Source organism: Streptomyces sp. WAC03905, assembly GCF_057371075.1.
In genome coordinates, this window is the sequence record NZ_JBXYDZ010000003.1 from 871,631 (window position 1) to 885,292 (window position 13,662).

The 13,662-nt window shown below is 73.4% G+C and carries 13 protein-coding genes; 5 read left to right on the forward strand and 8 right to left on the reverse strand.

From position 1 onward, the window contains the following. The first annotated feature begins 15 nt into the window (after positions 1-15). The gene (locus AC2RP6_RS06900; RefSeq protein ID WP_486445378.1) at positions 16-477 is read left to right on the forward strand and encodes a universal stress protein; all 462 of its coding nucleotides are present in this window, start codon (positions 16-18) and stop codon (positions 475-477) included. 108 nt (positions 478-585) lie between these two features. Here the strand turns inward: AC2RP6_RS06900 and AC2RP6_RS06905 are convergent, their stop codons facing one another. After that, entirely contained in the window at positions 586-1,785 is a 1,200-nt protein-coding gene (locus AC2RP6_RS06905) for a CapA family protein (RefSeq protein ID WP_486445379.1), read from the reverse strand. 301 nt (positions 1,786-2,086) lie between these two features. Between AC2RP6_RS06905 and AC2RP6_RS06910 the strand changes: the two genes are divergently transcribed. Beyond that, positions 2,087-2,626: a sigma-70 family RNA polymerase sigma factor gene (locus AC2RP6_RS06910; protein WP_486445380.1), complete on the forward strand. Its 540-nt coding sequence runs from the start codon at positions 2,087-2,089 to the stop codon at positions 2,624-2,626. 262 nt (positions 2,627-2,888) lie between these two features. Then, complete coding sequence (locus tag AC2RP6_RS06915) at positions 2,889-3,353, forward strand: hypothetical protein (protein WP_486450243.1); 465 nt, start codon at positions 2,889-2,891, stop codon at positions 3,351-3,353. A gap of 27 nt (positions 3,354-3,380) precedes the next feature. Here the strand turns inward: AC2RP6_RS06915 and AC2RP6_RS06920 are convergent, their stop codons facing one another. The 4 genes from AC2RP6_RS06920 to AC2RP6_RS06935 form a co-directional block, all read right to left on the reverse strand. Then, positions 3,381-3,767: a hypothetical protein gene (locus tag AC2RP6_RS06920; RefSeq protein WP_486445381.1), complete on the reverse strand. Its 387-nt coding sequence runs from the start codon at positions 3,765-3,767 to the stop codon at positions 3,381-3,383. 26 nt (positions 3,768-3,793) lie between these two features. After that, positions 3,794-4,654 carry an Fpg/Nei family DNA glycosylase gene (locus AC2RP6_RS06925; protein WP_486445382.1) on the reverse strand — a complete coding sequence of 287 codons (861 nt, stop codon included), beginning with the start codon at positions 4,652-4,654 and terminating at the stop codon, positions 3,794-3,796. Between the two features lie 176 nt (positions 4,655-4,830). Then, positions 4,831-6,894, reverse strand: a complete 2,064-nt coding sequence (locus AC2RP6_RS06930; RefSeq protein WP_486445383.1) for a SpoIIE family protein phosphatase — start codon at positions 6,892-6,894, stop codon at positions 4,831-4,833. Positions 6,895-6,901: 7 nt separating this feature from the next. Beyond that, on the reverse strand, positions 6,902-8,161 hold the full coding sequence (locus AC2RP6_RS06935) for a DUF6777 domain-containing protein (RefSeq protein WP_486445384.1): 1,260 nt from the start codon (positions 8,159-8,161) through the stop codon (positions 6,902-6,904). 147 nt (positions 8,162-8,308) lie between these two features. On the opposite strand from AC2RP6_RS06935, the gene AC2RP6_RS06940 reads away from it, so the two are divergent. Next, entirely contained in the window at positions 8,309-9,748 is a 1,440-nt protein-coding gene (locus AC2RP6_RS06940; protein ID WP_486445385.1) for a lipase maturation factor family protein, read from the forward strand. Here the strand turns inward: AC2RP6_RS06940 and AC2RP6_RS06945 are convergent. Together AC2RP6_RS06945 and AC2RP6_RS06950 are read right to left on the reverse strand one after the other, a co-directional pair. Then, entirely contained in the window at positions 9,734-10,717 is a 984-nt protein-coding gene (locus AC2RP6_RS06945) for an NAD-dependent epimerase/dehydratase family protein (protein ID WP_486445386.1), read from the reverse strand. The genes AC2RP6_RS06940 and AC2RP6_RS06945 overlap by 15 nt on opposite strands. 203 nt (positions 10,718-10,920) lie before the next feature. Then, positions 10,921-11,094 carry a hypothetical protein gene (locus AC2RP6_RS06950; RefSeq protein WP_486450582.1) on the reverse strand — a complete coding sequence of 58 codons (174 nt, stop codon included), beginning with the start codon at positions 11,092-11,094 and terminating at the stop codon, positions 10,921-10,923. A 340-nt stretch (positions 11,095-11,434) separates the two neighbouring features. Here AC2RP6_RS06950 and AC2RP6_RS06955 point away from each other — a divergent pair, with 340 nt between their 5' ends. Next, on the forward strand, positions 11,435-11,899 hold the full coding sequence (locus AC2RP6_RS06955; protein WP_486450244.1) for an HD domain-containing protein: 465 nt from the start codon (positions 11,435-11,437) through the stop codon (positions 11,897-11,899). 41 nt (positions 11,900-11,940) lie between these two features. On the opposite strand, the gene AC2RP6_RS06960 is transcribed toward AC2RP6_RS06955, so the two are convergent. Next, on the reverse strand, positions 11,941-13,428 hold the full coding sequence (locus tag AC2RP6_RS06960; protein ID WP_486445387.1) for an SDR family NAD(P)-dependent oxidoreductase: 1,488 nt from the start codon (positions 13,426-13,428) through the stop codon (positions 11,941-11,943). Positions 13,429-13,662 lie beyond the last annotated feature (234 nt).

The window sequence follows — 13,662 nt, forward strand, 5'->3', positions numbered from 1 at the left end:
GCCTATGCTCACAGGGTGACGGAGCACGTGAACACGGGATTCGAACGCGGTACCGACGGCCCGAAGGTGATCCTGGCGGGGGTGGACGGCTCGGAGTCCTCACTGCGGGCGGCGGCGTACGCGGCCGGACTGGCCCGGCGGCAGAACGCCCTGCTGGCGCTGGTGTACGTCCAGCCCGTGGTGCCGGCGGGGGCGGCGCTCGGCGCGCCCGTGGCCGACACCACCGGGGAGATCGCGGAGGGACTGGTGGCCGAGATCCGCGCGTCGGCGGAGCGGCTCAAGGGCATCTACGAGGTGCGCTGGGAGTTCCACACCTTCCGCGGCGATCCCTACGCCGGGCTGGTGAGCGCGGCTCAGGAGCTGATGGCGGACGCGGTGGTGGTCGGCGCGTCGGAGCAGGCGGGCCACCGCATCGTCGGCTCGGTGGCGGTCCGCCTGGTCAAGGCGGGCCGCTGGCCGGTCACCGTGGTCCCCTGACGGCCGGCGGGCCCCCGCCGCCCGGGCGGGTGGCCGACGGGCCGCGGCGGGGGAACGCGGGCGCACGGTGGAAGCGGTGCGGCACGAGCGGTTGCCGAGCCCGCTCGCCTAAGGGGTGGGCGCTGCCTTGAGGCCGTCCTTGGCGGCGCCGCGGCTGAGGACCGCCTCGGTGATCTCTTCGCGGGCGGCCTCGTAGTCCTCCCGGCCGGGCTCCTTCGCCAGGGCGTCGGGCAGGTGGACGACGCGGCCGGCGGACAGGTCCATCATCTGCGGCACGAACTCCGCCGCGGTGACCTGCCAGCGCTGTCCGGCCGCGGCCGGCGGGGCGAAGGTGAAGCGGCCGATCGAACCGTAGTTGCCGCGCAGGTCGCGCGCGCCCGTGTGGTTGAACATCTCGCCCGCCACCTGGTCGCCCATGCCGTAGACGATCCAGGTCCCGTTGACCTTCTCGTAGGGCTGCGGGATGTGGGCGTGGGTGCCGAGGATGAGGTCGATGTCGGGCCGTCCGTCGGTCTGCGAGGCGGTCAGGGCCTTGCCCAGGGAGATCTGGGTCTCGTCCGGTTCGGTCTGCCACTCGGTGCCCCAGTGGACGCTGACCAGCACCACGTCCGCACCCGCCTTCCGGGCGGCCCGCGCATCCGCGACGATCTTGTCCTGTTCCATCAGGTTGACCGCCCACGGTTGTCCTTCGGGCAGCGGGTAGCCGTTGGTGTCGTAGGTGTACGCGAGGTGGGCGACCTTGGCCGAGCCGGCCGTGTACGTGGTCACCCTGGCCGCCTCGGCCGCCGTGCGGGCCGAGCCGGCGTGCCCGAGGCCGACCTTGTCGAAGCGGTCCAGGGTGCGCCGCAGCCCGGCGGCGCCGTCGTCGAGGGTGTGGTTGGAGGCGGTGGAGCAGCCGTCGTAGCCGGTGGCCTTCAGGCCGTCGGCGACCTCCGGCGGAGAGGTGAAGGCCGGGTAGCCGGAGAACGGCCCGCCCTCCTCACCGTAGATGGTCTCAATGTGGCAGAGGGCCAGGTCGGCCCCCGAGACGACGGCCTTGACGCCGGAGAACATGGGGCGGAAGTCGTAGCCGTCGTCCTGCGCGTCGTTCGCCGCGCGCTGGATGACCGAGGTGTGCGGCAGGACGTCGCCGCTCGCGACCAGGGTGAAGCCCCTGGCGGCGGGCGCCCCGCCGGCGCTGGAGGGGGCCGGGGGGCCGGACTCCCCCAGCCGGGCCGGCGCGGTGCCCCCGGCCGAGCACCCCGCCGCCGCGGACAGCAGGAGGGCGGCGAGCAGAGCGGCCGCCCCGGGGCGGGTGCGCGTGGTCATCAAGCGGCTCCCATTTATATGACTATCTGACATGTCATCATCTGCAATCCATAGAACAACACGCAGTAAGTCAAGAACCCCACCCGCGCCCCGCCGACGGACCACCCGGACGGCCGACAGGGGCGCCGGATGCCGTTCGCCGCGCCGTTCGACCGTTCGTCGCCGGGCACGGCCGCCCGTCGGACCACCCGGGTGCTTGGGCGCAACGCCGGGCCGGGACGGTTCCGGGTCGGCTCTGCGCAGGTCAGGGTGGACGGGGCACCGCCCCAAGGACCCCCGCGCACCCCGGAAGGAGCCACTCGTGCCGCTCTCCCCCACCCTCCCGCGTACGGACCCCGAGGCCCTGGCCGAACTCCAGCGCGACCACGGGCGGGCCCTGTTCGGATTCCTGGTCGGCCTCACCGCGGGCGACGCCCAGCGCGCGGAGGACCTCGTGCAGGAGACCCTCGTACGGGTCTGGCAGCACCCGGAGGCCCTGGCCAGCGGACACGACTCCATGCGCCCCTGGCTGTTCACGGTGGCCCGGCGGCTCGCGATCGACGCCCGGCGCGCCCGGCTGTCACGGCCGCTGGAGGTGGACCCCGAGGGGCTGGAGCAGGCGCCCGCCGCCGAGGACGCGGTGGCCGGGTCGGTCACGGCGATCGACGTGCGCCGGGCCGTGGGCTCCCTGGGGCCGGAGCACCGCGAAGTGCTGCTCCAGGTCTACTTCCGGGACCGGTCGGTGGCCGAGGCGGCCGCCGAGCTCGGCATCCCGGCCGGCACCGTCAAGTCCCGCACGTACTACGCGCTGCGCGCCCTGCGGAAGGGCCTCCAGGGGTACGGCTACGGCCTCGGCGCCTGAGCCCCGCCCTGTCCGCCCCGCCCCGCCCCGCCCCGCCCCGAGGCGACGAACGGATCCCGGAACGCCGTGAACGGATGCGGACCGGACATAAAGCGCATCGAATTCGACAGAACACCGTCCAAGTTGAGTAAACATCCCCCGCCCCGCGAGCCGCTCGGTGAAGGCTCGGGGCTGACGACGGGACGCTCGACGCGCGGGAGAAGGTGGAACGGTGCAGCCCGAGGGTACGAACGGCACCAGTGACGGTGGGCTCGCGGTGCCCATGGCCTGGCTCTACGCCGAGTACATCGCCGACGAACTGCTGCGGACGGGCCGGCTGATCCCGGTCAGCACCCTGGAGTTCCGGGCCGGACGGGACACGCTCGCCCTGACCATCTACCTCTCCGACGCGGCCGGCGAGCTCTCCGGGATCCGCGTCGTCTCGCAGCTCGACGAGTGGCTGTCGCTGACGGCCTACGGGCACCCCTGGCGCGACTGGGTGCACACCCGGTTCCTCGACCTCGGCGAGGCGGCCCGGGAAGGCGGCCGCGGCGAGGACCCCGACCTGGAACTGGCCCGGGCGGCCTGGCGCTGGCTCGACGGCACCGAACTGTTCGCGACCAACCTCGATCCCGGGCGGCCCGGGCACACCGACGACCCGCCGGGACTCGACGAGAACGCACGCGTGTGGACACCCGCCTGGCAACTCGGGCTGCCCCTGGGTCACTTGGCCATGCACCTCTTCTGACGGCCGCGGCCCGTCGGCTCCAGGCGGCTACGAGCGATCGGCCGGATCCATCACCAGGCCCGTGAAATCGGCCTCGTTGCGCTCCGCCCGGCGGACGTACCACCGGGCGATCAGCCACATCACCGGATACACCAGCAGCCCCAGCACCAGCCAGACGAGCGGGCCCGGCCTCGCCCGCGGCGCCGCGAACACCAGCGGCAGCGAGCCCACCAGCGCCATCAGAGCGGCCAGCGCCCCGAGGCCCGCCCGCAGCTGGCTGCGCACGAGGGCCCGTACGTAGGTCGCCCCGAGGGTGGTCTGCTCGGAGATCTCCGAGCGGGCCGGGGTGTGGGCGGGCGCACGGCGGCGGGCGCCCCGGGGGATCCCGGTGACGACCTCCCGCCGGGGCGGCGACTGCTGCTGCTCCTCGGCCATGGTGCCGGAGTCTACGCAGCGCCCCGCTATTTGAGGAGGCGTGAGAGCCGCCGGTCGGCCAGCGGCTTCCCACCGGTCTGGCAGGTGGGGCAGTACTCCAGGGAGGAGTCGGCGAAGGACACCGAGCGGATCGTGTCCCCGCACACCGGGCACGCTTCCCCGGCCCGGCCGTGCACGCGCAGCCCGCTCTTCTTCTCGGCCTTGAGCTTCCCGGCGGCGACCCCGTGCGCCCGGCCGACCGCCTCGCGCAGGGTGTCCCGGACCGCGGCGTGGAGCTGGGTGACCTGCTCCTCGTCGAAGGAGGAGGCGAGTTTGAACGGCGAGACCCGGGCTGCGTGCAGGATCTCGTCGCTGTAGGCGTTGCCGATGCCGGCGATCACGCTCTGGTCGCGCAGGACGCCCTTGATCTGGCGCCGCTCCCCCGCGAGGAGCGCGGCGAAGGCGTCCCGGTCGAAGTCCTCGGCGAGGGGATCGGGGCCGAGCCGCGCGATGCCGGGCACCTCCTGCGGGTCGTGGACCACGTACACGGCGAGCCGCTTCTGGGTTCCTGCCTCGGTGAGGTCGAAGCCGTCACCGCCGTCCAGTACGACGCGCAGCGCCAGCGGGCCCTTGCCGGGCCGCGGCGGCTGCGCCGGCAGGGACTCCTGCCAGCGCAGCCAGCCGGCCCGGGCCAGGTGGGTGACGAGGTGGAGCTCGCCGATCCGCAGGTCGAGGAACTTCCCGTGGCGGGCCACCGCTCCCGCCGGCTGCCCTTCGAGGGCGGTCAGCGGCGGATCGTACGTCTTGAGCACGCTCACCGCGAGCGGGAGGACGCGCTCGACCACCCGCCCGGTGAGGTGTTCGTCGAGGTACTCGCGCAGGGCCTCGACCTCGGGCAGCTCCGGCATGGTCCCAGCCTGCCGCCGCCCCGGGCGGAACGCGAGCCGGGAACGGAACCTCGTGAGGCGACCCGGTCTTCCAACCCGGCCCCGCTCCGGCGGAAGCCATCTTCAGGGGGTGTCCGGCGGATCAAGGTCGGACAGTCCGGGCGGGCCGGGCCCGGCCATGATCCGCCGGACACCCCCTAACCCATGACGAACTCGCACCACACGCACTTGCCGCTGCCGCGGGGTTCCACGCCCCAGACGTCCGCCAGGCGGTCCACGAGCATCAGGCCCCGGCCCGAGACGCCTGCGTCGCCCGCCTCGCGGCGGCGCGGGAGGGCGCTGGAACGGTCGGCGACCTCGACGCGGAGCCGGCGCTGGTGGCCCGCCAGGATGCGCAGGGTCACGATGGCGGGGCCGTCCGTGTGCATGAGCGCGTTCACGATCAGCTCGTCGGCGACCAGCTCGATCTCGTCGGCCCGTTCCCGCGCGCCCCAGGCGCGCACCGCGGCTCCGATCATGTGGCGGGCGGCCACCAGGGCCTCGGGGTCGCCCGGGGCCACGTGCTGCTGGAGCCGGCCGCCGCCGGGCGGGGCGGGTGCCGGCCGGCGGCGCAGCAGGAGCAGTGCCATGTCGTCGTCGCCGCCGCGCTCGGTGACGATCTCGCACAGCCGGTCGGCGAGGAGCTGCAGGTCGGCGGGGCCGCCGCGGATGTGGGAGGTCAGCAGGTGCATCCCGTCGTCGAGGTCGGCGCCGGGGTGTTCGACCAGTCCGTCGGTGCACAGCAGGAGCGTTTCGCCCGGATCGAGTTCCACCGTGGTCACGGGGTACTCCAGCCGGCCGAACTCCGCCGAGAGGCCCAGCGGCATGCCGCCGCCCACGGGCAGCCGGTGGCAGTCCCCGTCACGGGTCCGCAGCAGCGGGTCGATGTGGCCGGCGCGGACCACCTGGAGCACTCCGGTGGAGAGGTCGGCCTCCACGTAGGTGCAGGTGGCGAAGCGTTCGGTGTCCAGTTCGTGGAGGAAGACCGAGGCCCTGGCCATGACCGTGCCCGGCGAGTGCCCTTCGGCGGCGTAGGCGCGCAGGACGATGCGCAGCTGGCCCATGACGGCGGCCGCGTGGGTGTCGTGGCCCTGGACGTCGCCGATGACGGCTCCGACCCGGCCCCCGGGGAGCGGGATGACGTCGTACCAGTCGCCGCCGATGTCCTGGCCCATGCGGGCGGAGCGGTACCGTACGGCGATCTCCCCGCCGGGCACCGCGGGGATCCGCCGGGGCAGCATGGCCTGCTGGAGGCCCTCGGCCAGGTCGTGCTCCTGTTCGAGCAGCATGGCGCGCTGGAGGCTCTGGGCGATGCTGCTGCCGAGGGCGACCAGCAGGTTGCGCTCCTCCTGGGTGAAGCCGTCCTTGTCCTGGTACAGCAGTCCGATGGCGCCGATCGGGCGGGCCTGTGCGATGAGCGGCAGGTAGGCGGCCGCCGAGATCTGCATGGAGGAGATCTTCGCCCAGAGAGCCGGGTAGTCCTGGGCGAACTCCTCCGCCGAGTCGAGGAAGCGCGGCTGGAGGGAGCGGACGACCTCGCTCATGGGGTACTGCTCGTCGATGCGGGTGTAGCGGGTCCCGGGGACGAAGCTGCCCTCGGGTCCTTCGGCCACAAGGTGGATCCGGCCGGCCTCGACGAGGCCCATCACCATGCCCATCGAGCCCAGCCGTTCCAGGCCGTGGGCGTCGCCGAGCGCGTCGATGACGTCCTGCACGGTCCGGGCGTGGGCGAGGGCGGCGGTGGTGCTCTCGACCACGGAGGTCTGCCGGCGCCGTTCCTCGTCGAGCCCGAGACGCTCCGCCGAGTGGCTGAGTTCCTCGGTCGCGTCCCGGACGATCCCGATGATCCGGTGGGGCCGCCCGTCCGGATCGCGCAGGACACGGCCCTGGGTGTGCGTCCAGCGCAGCCGCCCGTCCCGGCAGCGGATGCGGAAGTAGGCGCCGTAGCTGTCGACCTCGCTCTTGAGGGCGGAGGAGACCATGGCGTCGAGCCGGGCCGACTCGGCCGGGGGGACGCGCGGGGAGAGCGACTCGGGCCGGCCGTCGTACGCGTCGGGGGTGGTGTCGAAGACGTCGAGGGCGGCTTCGTCCATGTGCATGAGACCGGTGACCAGGTCCCAGTCGAAACTTCCCATGCGGTTGAGCGAGAGCGACCGGTCCGGGTGTGCGGGCCAGTCGTCCGGCAGCGATACGGTGGTCGGCACCGGTCCACCATGACACACGGGCCGGTCAGGCGCTCTCCAGCGGATGGCCCTGGTCGGTGGTCGGCATCAGGTCCGGGTCGGCCTGGGGATCGGCGGAGGGGTTCGCGTACGGATCGGCGTAGGGGTCGGCGTTCGGATCCGTGTCGGGGTTCGCGTAGGGATCGGCGTACGGGTCCTGGGGGTCGCCGGGCTGCGTCGTCGATCCGCCGGGCCACGGCGGGAGCGCCGGCTCGACCGGGTCCTGCGTCGACTCGCCGGAGGGGACGTCCGACGGGGGCCGCTGCTGCGGCTGCTCGGGTTGGCGGGGCCGGGTGGAGGGGTGCAGGGGCACGGCGGGGTTCTGCTGGGCGTTCCCGCCCGGCGCGCTCGGGGTGGACGGGTTCGACGGGCAGTCCGCCTGGCCGGACCCGGAGGTGCTCGGGCAGGGCCCGGGCGACGCGGCGCCGGACGGGAGGGCGGGGCCGTTCGGGATGCCGTCGGCCGGGTCGTACGGGGGCAGGGCCTGCGGGGTCCGGTCCTGGGCGCCGTCGTCACCGCGCTTGCGCTCGATCCAGGTGTTGTCCGCGATGTTGACGATCACCAGGTTGTTGATCACGTGGGTGGTGGGTTCGATGACGACGACCTGGTTGGGCTGGTAGCCGTTCCAGGCGTCGCCCTTGTGCACCGGGCTCCCCTTCGCCGCGCGCGGGGCGCCGAGCGGGTTGCCGCAGCCGCACCGGACCCGGGGCATGCCGTGTTCGTCGACGAGGACGGCGGTGCCCGCCTGGAGGACGGACTGGTAGCCGGTGGCGCGGCCGCCGCGGAAGCCGTGATTGGTGACGCGGGTGTCGGCGCGCAGGACGACGGGGGTCAGGCCGCGCAGGTAGTCGGGGATGCCCGCCTCCTTGATGCCGACCGCTTCGGCGAAGGCCCCGGCCTTGGCCTTGTCCTCGGTCAGGTGGCTGACCTGCTGTTCGACGTCGCAGCTGCCGAGCCGCTGGGTGCCGCCGTAGAGGCCGGGGGTGGCCGCGTTGACGGTGCGGATGCCCTGACCGGTGGGGTTGGGCAGCGGCGGCTGGACGGGGGCCGACTCGGCGGTGGCCGAGGAGGAGGTGAAGGGGTCGGGGCCGACGTTGGCCACCGGCTGGAGGTAGACCTCCTGGCTCTCCGGGCCGGCGGCGCTGGTCGGCTCCTCGTGTCCGCCGCAGGCCGCTGCGAGCAGCCCGAGCAGGGCGAAGAGGGCGGCCCCGGCCGGTGCCTGACGACGCGACGCCTGACGAGGTGTCGGAAGTGACGGTCCGTTCACGAATTTCTCCCTTTTCGCCCCGATTACTTCCTCTTGTCTGCCGCATCCGCGACGGAGCCGCAACCCGAGCGTCCTCTGAACGCGTTCAAGGAGGGTGTGTGCCGCGCGGCTGGCCCGTGCCGTCCGGCAGGCCGGATACTGGAGGCGATGGACTGGTTCACGGCGCCCGGGTACTGGCTCGCCCGGCTGGTCTTCCAGCGGGCCCTGGCCGGCGTCTACCTCGTCGCCTTCGTCGGGGCCGCCCTGCAGTTCCGGGCCCTGATCGGGGCGCACGGCATGCTGCCCGTACCGCGCTACGTACGGTACGTGCCCTTCCGGCGCGCCCCGAGCCTGTTCCAACTGCGCTACTCGGACCGGCTCTTCGCGAGCTGCGCCTGGGCCGGGGCCGCACTGGCCGCGGCCCTGGCCGCCGGGGCCGGGGACGAGGTGCCGCTGGCCGCCGCCATGGGGATGTGGGCCGCGCTGTGGGCGCTCTACCTCTCCATCGTGAACGTCGGCCAGACCTGGTACTCCTTCGGCTGGGAGTCCCTGCTGCTGGAGGCCGGGTTCCTCGCGGTGTTCCTCGGCAACGCCCGGGCCGGGCCGCCGGTGCTGGTGCTGTGGCTGCTGCGCTGGGTGCTCTTCCGGGTGGAGTTCGGGGCCGGGCTGATCAAGATGCGCGGGGATCCCTGCTGGCGCGAACTGACCTGCCTGTACTTCCACCACGAGACGCAGCCCATGGCCGGGCCGCTCAGCTGGTTCTTCCACCATCTGCCGAAACCGCTGCACCGGGTGGAGTGCGCGGCCAACCACGTGACGCAGCTGGTCGTCCCCGTGCTGCTGTTCACCCCGCAGCCGGTGGCCTCGTACGCCGCGGGGGCCGTCGTCGCCACCCAGCTGTGGCTGGTGCTGTCGGGGAACTTCGCCTGGCTCAACTGGCTGACGATCACCCTCGCCGTGTCGGCCGTGGACTTCACCGGCCTCGCGGGGCCGCCCCCGGCCGCCGCCTCCCGGCCGGCCCCCGTGTGGTTCATGGTCCTGGTCTGCGCCGTGACCGCCCTGGTCCTCGCCCTCAGTCGCCACCCGGTGCGCAACATGGTCTCGCGCCGCCAGGTGATGAACCGGTCCTTCGACGCGCTGCACCTGGTCAACAGCTACGGGGCCTTCGGCTCGGTCGGGCGGGTCCGGATGGAGGTGGCCGTCGAGGGCACCGCGGACCGGGTGCCGCGCGAGGGCGGCGACTGGAGGGAGTACGGCTTCAGGGGCAAGGCCGGCGAACCGCGCAGGCTGCCGCGCCAGTTCGCCCCCTACCACCTGCGCCTGGACTGGCTGATGTGGTTCGCGGCGATCTCCCCCGGCTATGCGCGCGACTGGTTCGGACCCTTCGTGGAGCGGCTGCTGGCGGGCGACCGGGACACGCTGCGGCTGCTGCGCCACAATCCCTTCCCGGACGCCCCGCCGGTGTACGTCCGCGCGCTGCTCTACCGCTACCGCTTCACCACCTGGCGGGAGCTGCGCGAAACGGGGGCGTGGTGGCACCGCACGCTCGTGCGCGAGTACCTCCCGCCGACCCGGCTCGCGGACGCCCGCCTGTCAGAGCCCGAGTAGTGCGGCCTCCCGTCCGGCGTCGAGTCCGGGAGCCGGCCGGTCGGCCCGCTGCGGCGCCCGGCCGTCGAGGGTGCGCAGCCAGGTCCAGGTGTCGGCCACGGTCTCCTCGACGGGGCGGCACGTCAGACCGGCCTCCAGCGCCCGGGTCACGTCCCCGCCGAACATGTGGTCGTACGACTCGCCCTCCGGCAGCCACACCGGCAGCTCGGTCCAGGGCTCCACGCCGGCTTCGAGGATCGGCGCCGGGTCGGTCCAGCGCAGCTCGGCGTGCCCGCCGGTGACGGCGGCGCACGCGTCGAGGAGGGTGCCCATGGTGGCGTGCCCGGTCGGGGAGGCCAGGTTGTAGGGGCCACCGAGCCCGGCCTCGGCGGCGTCCAGGGTCCAGCGGGCGAGGTCGCGCACGTCGATGTACTGGATCGGGAGGCCGCGCGGGCCGGGGGCGAGCACGGGGCCGCCGCGCGCGATGCGGTTCAGCCACCACGGCAGCCGTCCGACGTTCTCGTAGGGGCCGAGGATCAGTCCGGCGCGGACCAGCAGGGCGCGGTCGGCGAAGGCGTCCAGCGCGGCCAGTTCGCCGCCGCGCTTGTCCTCGGCGTAGGCGGTGGCGGCGGCGTCCGGCGAACCCCCGACGAGGGGTCCTTCCTCGCCCTGTCCGGCGGGGGCCGGGTAGGCGTACACCGAACGGCTGGAGACGTAGGCGTACCGTCCGGCCCGGCCGCTCAGCAGGCGGGCGCTGTCGCGCACCGCCGTCGGGGCGCCGCCCCAGGTGTCGACGACGAGGTCCCACTCCCCCTCGGCGAGGGCGGCCGGGCCCCCGGGGGCATCGCGGTCGCCGTGCAGGGCACGGGTCCCCGGTGGGGGCGCGTGGTGCCCCCGGTGGAAGACGGTCACCTCCCAGCCCCGGGCAAGGGCGTCCTCGGTGATCGCGCGTCCGACGAATTCGGTACCACCCAGCATCAGCAGCTTCATGCGATCACCCTGGACCGGCGGGCCGGGCCGCGGAAGCGGTGATCGCTCTCGGCGATGACGCTCAGGGCGTAGCGGGACGGGCAGCGCCCCCGGTGCGGGTGGGCACGAGGGGGCGCTCGTCACCGCTCTGCGCGTGAGTACGGCAGTTGCGGACCGGTCAGGGCGGACCGGTCACGTTGGCCCGGGCCGCGCGGACTGGCGGACTAGTCGACGCCCTGCAGGATGTGGGCCTCCGCCAGGTCGTCCTCGTACCCGGCCAGCCGGATCGGGGCGGAGCGCGCCCAGACCTCCAGGTTTCCGAGTTCGTCGGTCCGCTTCTTGGCGCGCGGTCCGGTGCGCTCCATGAACTTCGGTTCGGGCTGCGTCTTTTCAGTCACCGCGCACTCCTCTGTGTCGCGTAACCCGGCAGGCTGACCGCAGGCCGGGCAAGGGATCAAGGGTTCCGGACGCGGTGGCGCCTTAGTGGAGCGCGGCCCGGATGGGGGCCGTCTTGATGCCCCAGGGTACACATATGAGCGGACCTCCGCTCGATAGGAAGGCAAAATCCGCTTCGCCCTCTTAGTTTCGTCCCGAGTTCAGCAAGTCGTCGGTCGGCGGGCACGTCACGGGTGGTGTGCTCGGACCCGGATGCGCGAGGCGCGACGGAGGGGGTCGGCGGTGTCGAGGTCCGGGGTGCCGGAGGCCGAAGTGCCGTACGTCACAAGTGTGGTTGAGCTGATGGAGCTGCTGCGGGGCGGCCAGGACGAGCGCGCCCTGCGGACGGCGGCACTGCTCCGGCGCTCCCATCCGGCCGACAAGGAACTGCAGCTCGCGGGCCTGCTCCACGATGTCGGACGGCTGCTCCGTCCGGGTGACGGAGCGCGACACGCCGTACTCGCAGCGGAGGCAGTGCGTCCGCTGCTGGGTGAGCGCGTGGCCCGGCTCGTACGGCTGCACGCGTCGGCCGGGGCGGCGGGCACGGGCGGCGGGGCCGAGGGGGTCCGCCGCCCGGACGACGACGCGGACGCGGTGGCCGCCCTGCGCCATGCCCGCGAGGCCGCGGCGGCCTGCGGCCCGGACGCGGGCGTGCTGGAGGACTGGCGCCCCCTGCTGGAGCTGGTCGCGGCCGGGGCGCCCCGGAGAGCCGGGAACGCGAGCGGCCCCCTCGGTCGTCCGAGGGGGCCGCTCAGCAGCGCGCCGTAGGTGCCGGGGGCCTGCGGCCAGGCCGGGGCGAGGGCCGGGGACTACCAGTTCGCCGGGGCGTAGTCCTTGAGGAAGACGCCGAACAGGTCCTCGCCGGCCTCGCCGCGCACGATCGGGTCGTAGACGCGGGCCGCGCCGTCGACCAGGTCGAGCGGGGCGTGGAAGCCCTCCTCGGCTAGGCGCAGCTTGTCGAAGTGCGGGCGCTCGTCGGTGATCCAGCCGGTGTCGACCGAGGTCATCAGGATGCGGTCGGTCTGGAACATCTCCTGGCCGCTCGTTCGCGTCACCATGTTCATCGCGGCCTTGGCGGCATTGGTGTTGGGGTGTCCGGCACCCTTGTAGCCGCGGCTGAAGACGCCCTCCATCGCCGAGACGTTGACGACGTAGGCGCGCCCGCCCGCGGCCCTGCGGGCCGCTTCCGCCATGGCCGGACGGAGGGCGCTGATCAGGATGAACGGCGACGTGTAGTTGCACAGCTGGGTCTCCAGCAGCTCCACCGGGGAGATCTGGTCGATGGTCTGGACCCAGGTGTTGCTGTCGACGACGTCGGGCAGCAGGCCTCCGGCGTCGATGGCGGTGCCGGCGAGGTGCCGCTCCAGGCTGGCGTTGCCCGCGACGAGCGCGAGGTCGGCGACCTTCTGCGCCTCCAGTCCGCTCACGCCGACGGGCAGCGCCGCCAGTCCGTCGACCGCGCCGGAGTTGAAGGCGCCGATGACGTGGTGGGCGGGGAGTTCACCGGCGGGCAGCGGGGCGGACTCCCCCTCGACCAGCGCCGCGTAGGCGGTGGGCAGGCGGCGTACGGTCTGCGTCGCGTTGTTGATCAGGATGTCGAGCGGGCCCGCCGCGGCCACCTGGTCGGCGAGGGCCACCGCCTGGGCCGGGTCGCGCAGGTCGATCCCGACGACCTCCAGGCGGTGCATCCAGTCCGCCGAGTCCTCCATCGCCTTGAAGCGCCGGATGGCGTCCTTGGGGAAGCGCGTGGTGATCGTGGTGTGGGCACCGTCGCGCAGCAGTCGCAGCGCGATGTACATGCCGATCTTGGCCCGGCCGCCGGTGAGCAGGGCGCGCTTGCCGGTGAGGTCGGCGCGGGCCTCGCGCTTGGCGCGGTTCTCGGCTGCGCAGCCCGGGCAGAGCTGGTGGTAGAAGTAGTCGACCTCGACGTAGCGCGTCTTGCACACGTAGCAGGAGCGCGGGCGCTGGAGTATCCCGGCGATCCGGCCGGCCTCGGTGACCGAGGAGGGCAGGATGCCCTCCGTCTCGTCGTCGATGCGTTCGGCGGAGCCGGTCGCGGTCGCCTCGGTGACGGCCTTGTCGTTGGCGGTCTTGGCGGCGCGGCGCTCCTGGCGGCGGCGCTGCTTGACCGTACGGTAGACACCGGCCGTGGCGCGGCGGACGGCGATGGCGTCCGGGTGGTCGACGTCGATGGTGTCCAGTTCGGCGAGCACGTCGAGGCAGAGCGCCAGCCGCTCGGGGTCGATGCCCGGTCCGTGGGCCTGAACCTGGTCGTGGCTGTCCTCGGTCACCGTCATGGCCGCTGCCGTTCCTTGATCACTCGTCCGCATCCGCCTGCTGCGGAGGTCCTCAAAAGGGAAACTGTACGGATCCCACGCGCCCCGAGCCAAACCCGTCCTCGGACACCTCCCGCAGCGCGAACGAGCCGTCACCGTACGGATCGAAGCAGTGACCGTGGGGCACGGCAGGGGTGGCGCTGCGCAGCTGGAGGGGCCACTCTGCGTACTCCCGTACTACGTCGGGAGTATGAC

Bases quoted from the DNA above. Each gene is read 5' to 3' on its own strand.
- AC2RP6_RS06905 (WP_486445379.1), bottom strand. From the start codon at position 1,785: ATGACCACGCGCACCCGCCCCGGGGCGGCCGCTCTGCTCGCCGCCCTC.
- AC2RP6_RS06960 (WP_486445387.1), bottom strand. From the start codon at position 13,428: ATGACGGTGACCGAGGACAGCCACGACCAGGTTCAGGCCCACGGACCG.
- AC2RP6_RS06915 (WP_486450243.1), top strand. From the start codon at position 2,889: ATGGCCTGGCTCTACGCCGAGTACATCGCCGACGAACTGCTGCGGACG.
- AC2RP6_RS06945 (WP_486445386.1), bottom strand. From the start codon at position 10,717: ATGAAGCTGCTGATGCTGGGTGGTACCGAATTCGTCGGACGCGCGATC.
- AC2RP6_RS06920 (WP_486445381.1), bottom strand. From the start codon at position 3,767: ATGGCCGAGGAGCAGCAGCAGTCGCCGCCCCGGCGGGAGGTCGTCACC.
- AC2RP6_RS06955 (WP_486450244.1), top strand. From the start codon at position 11,435: ATGGAGCTGCTGCGGGGCGGCCAGGACGAGCGCGCCCTGCGGACGGCG.
- AC2RP6_RS06940 (WP_486445385.1), top strand. From the start codon at position 8,309: ATGGACTGGTTCACGGCGCCCGGGTACTGGCTCGCCCGGCTGGTCTTC.
- AC2RP6_RS06925 (WP_486445382.1), bottom strand. From the start codon at position 4,654: ATGCCGGAGCTGCCCGAGGTCGAGGCCCTGCGCGAGTACCTCGACGAA.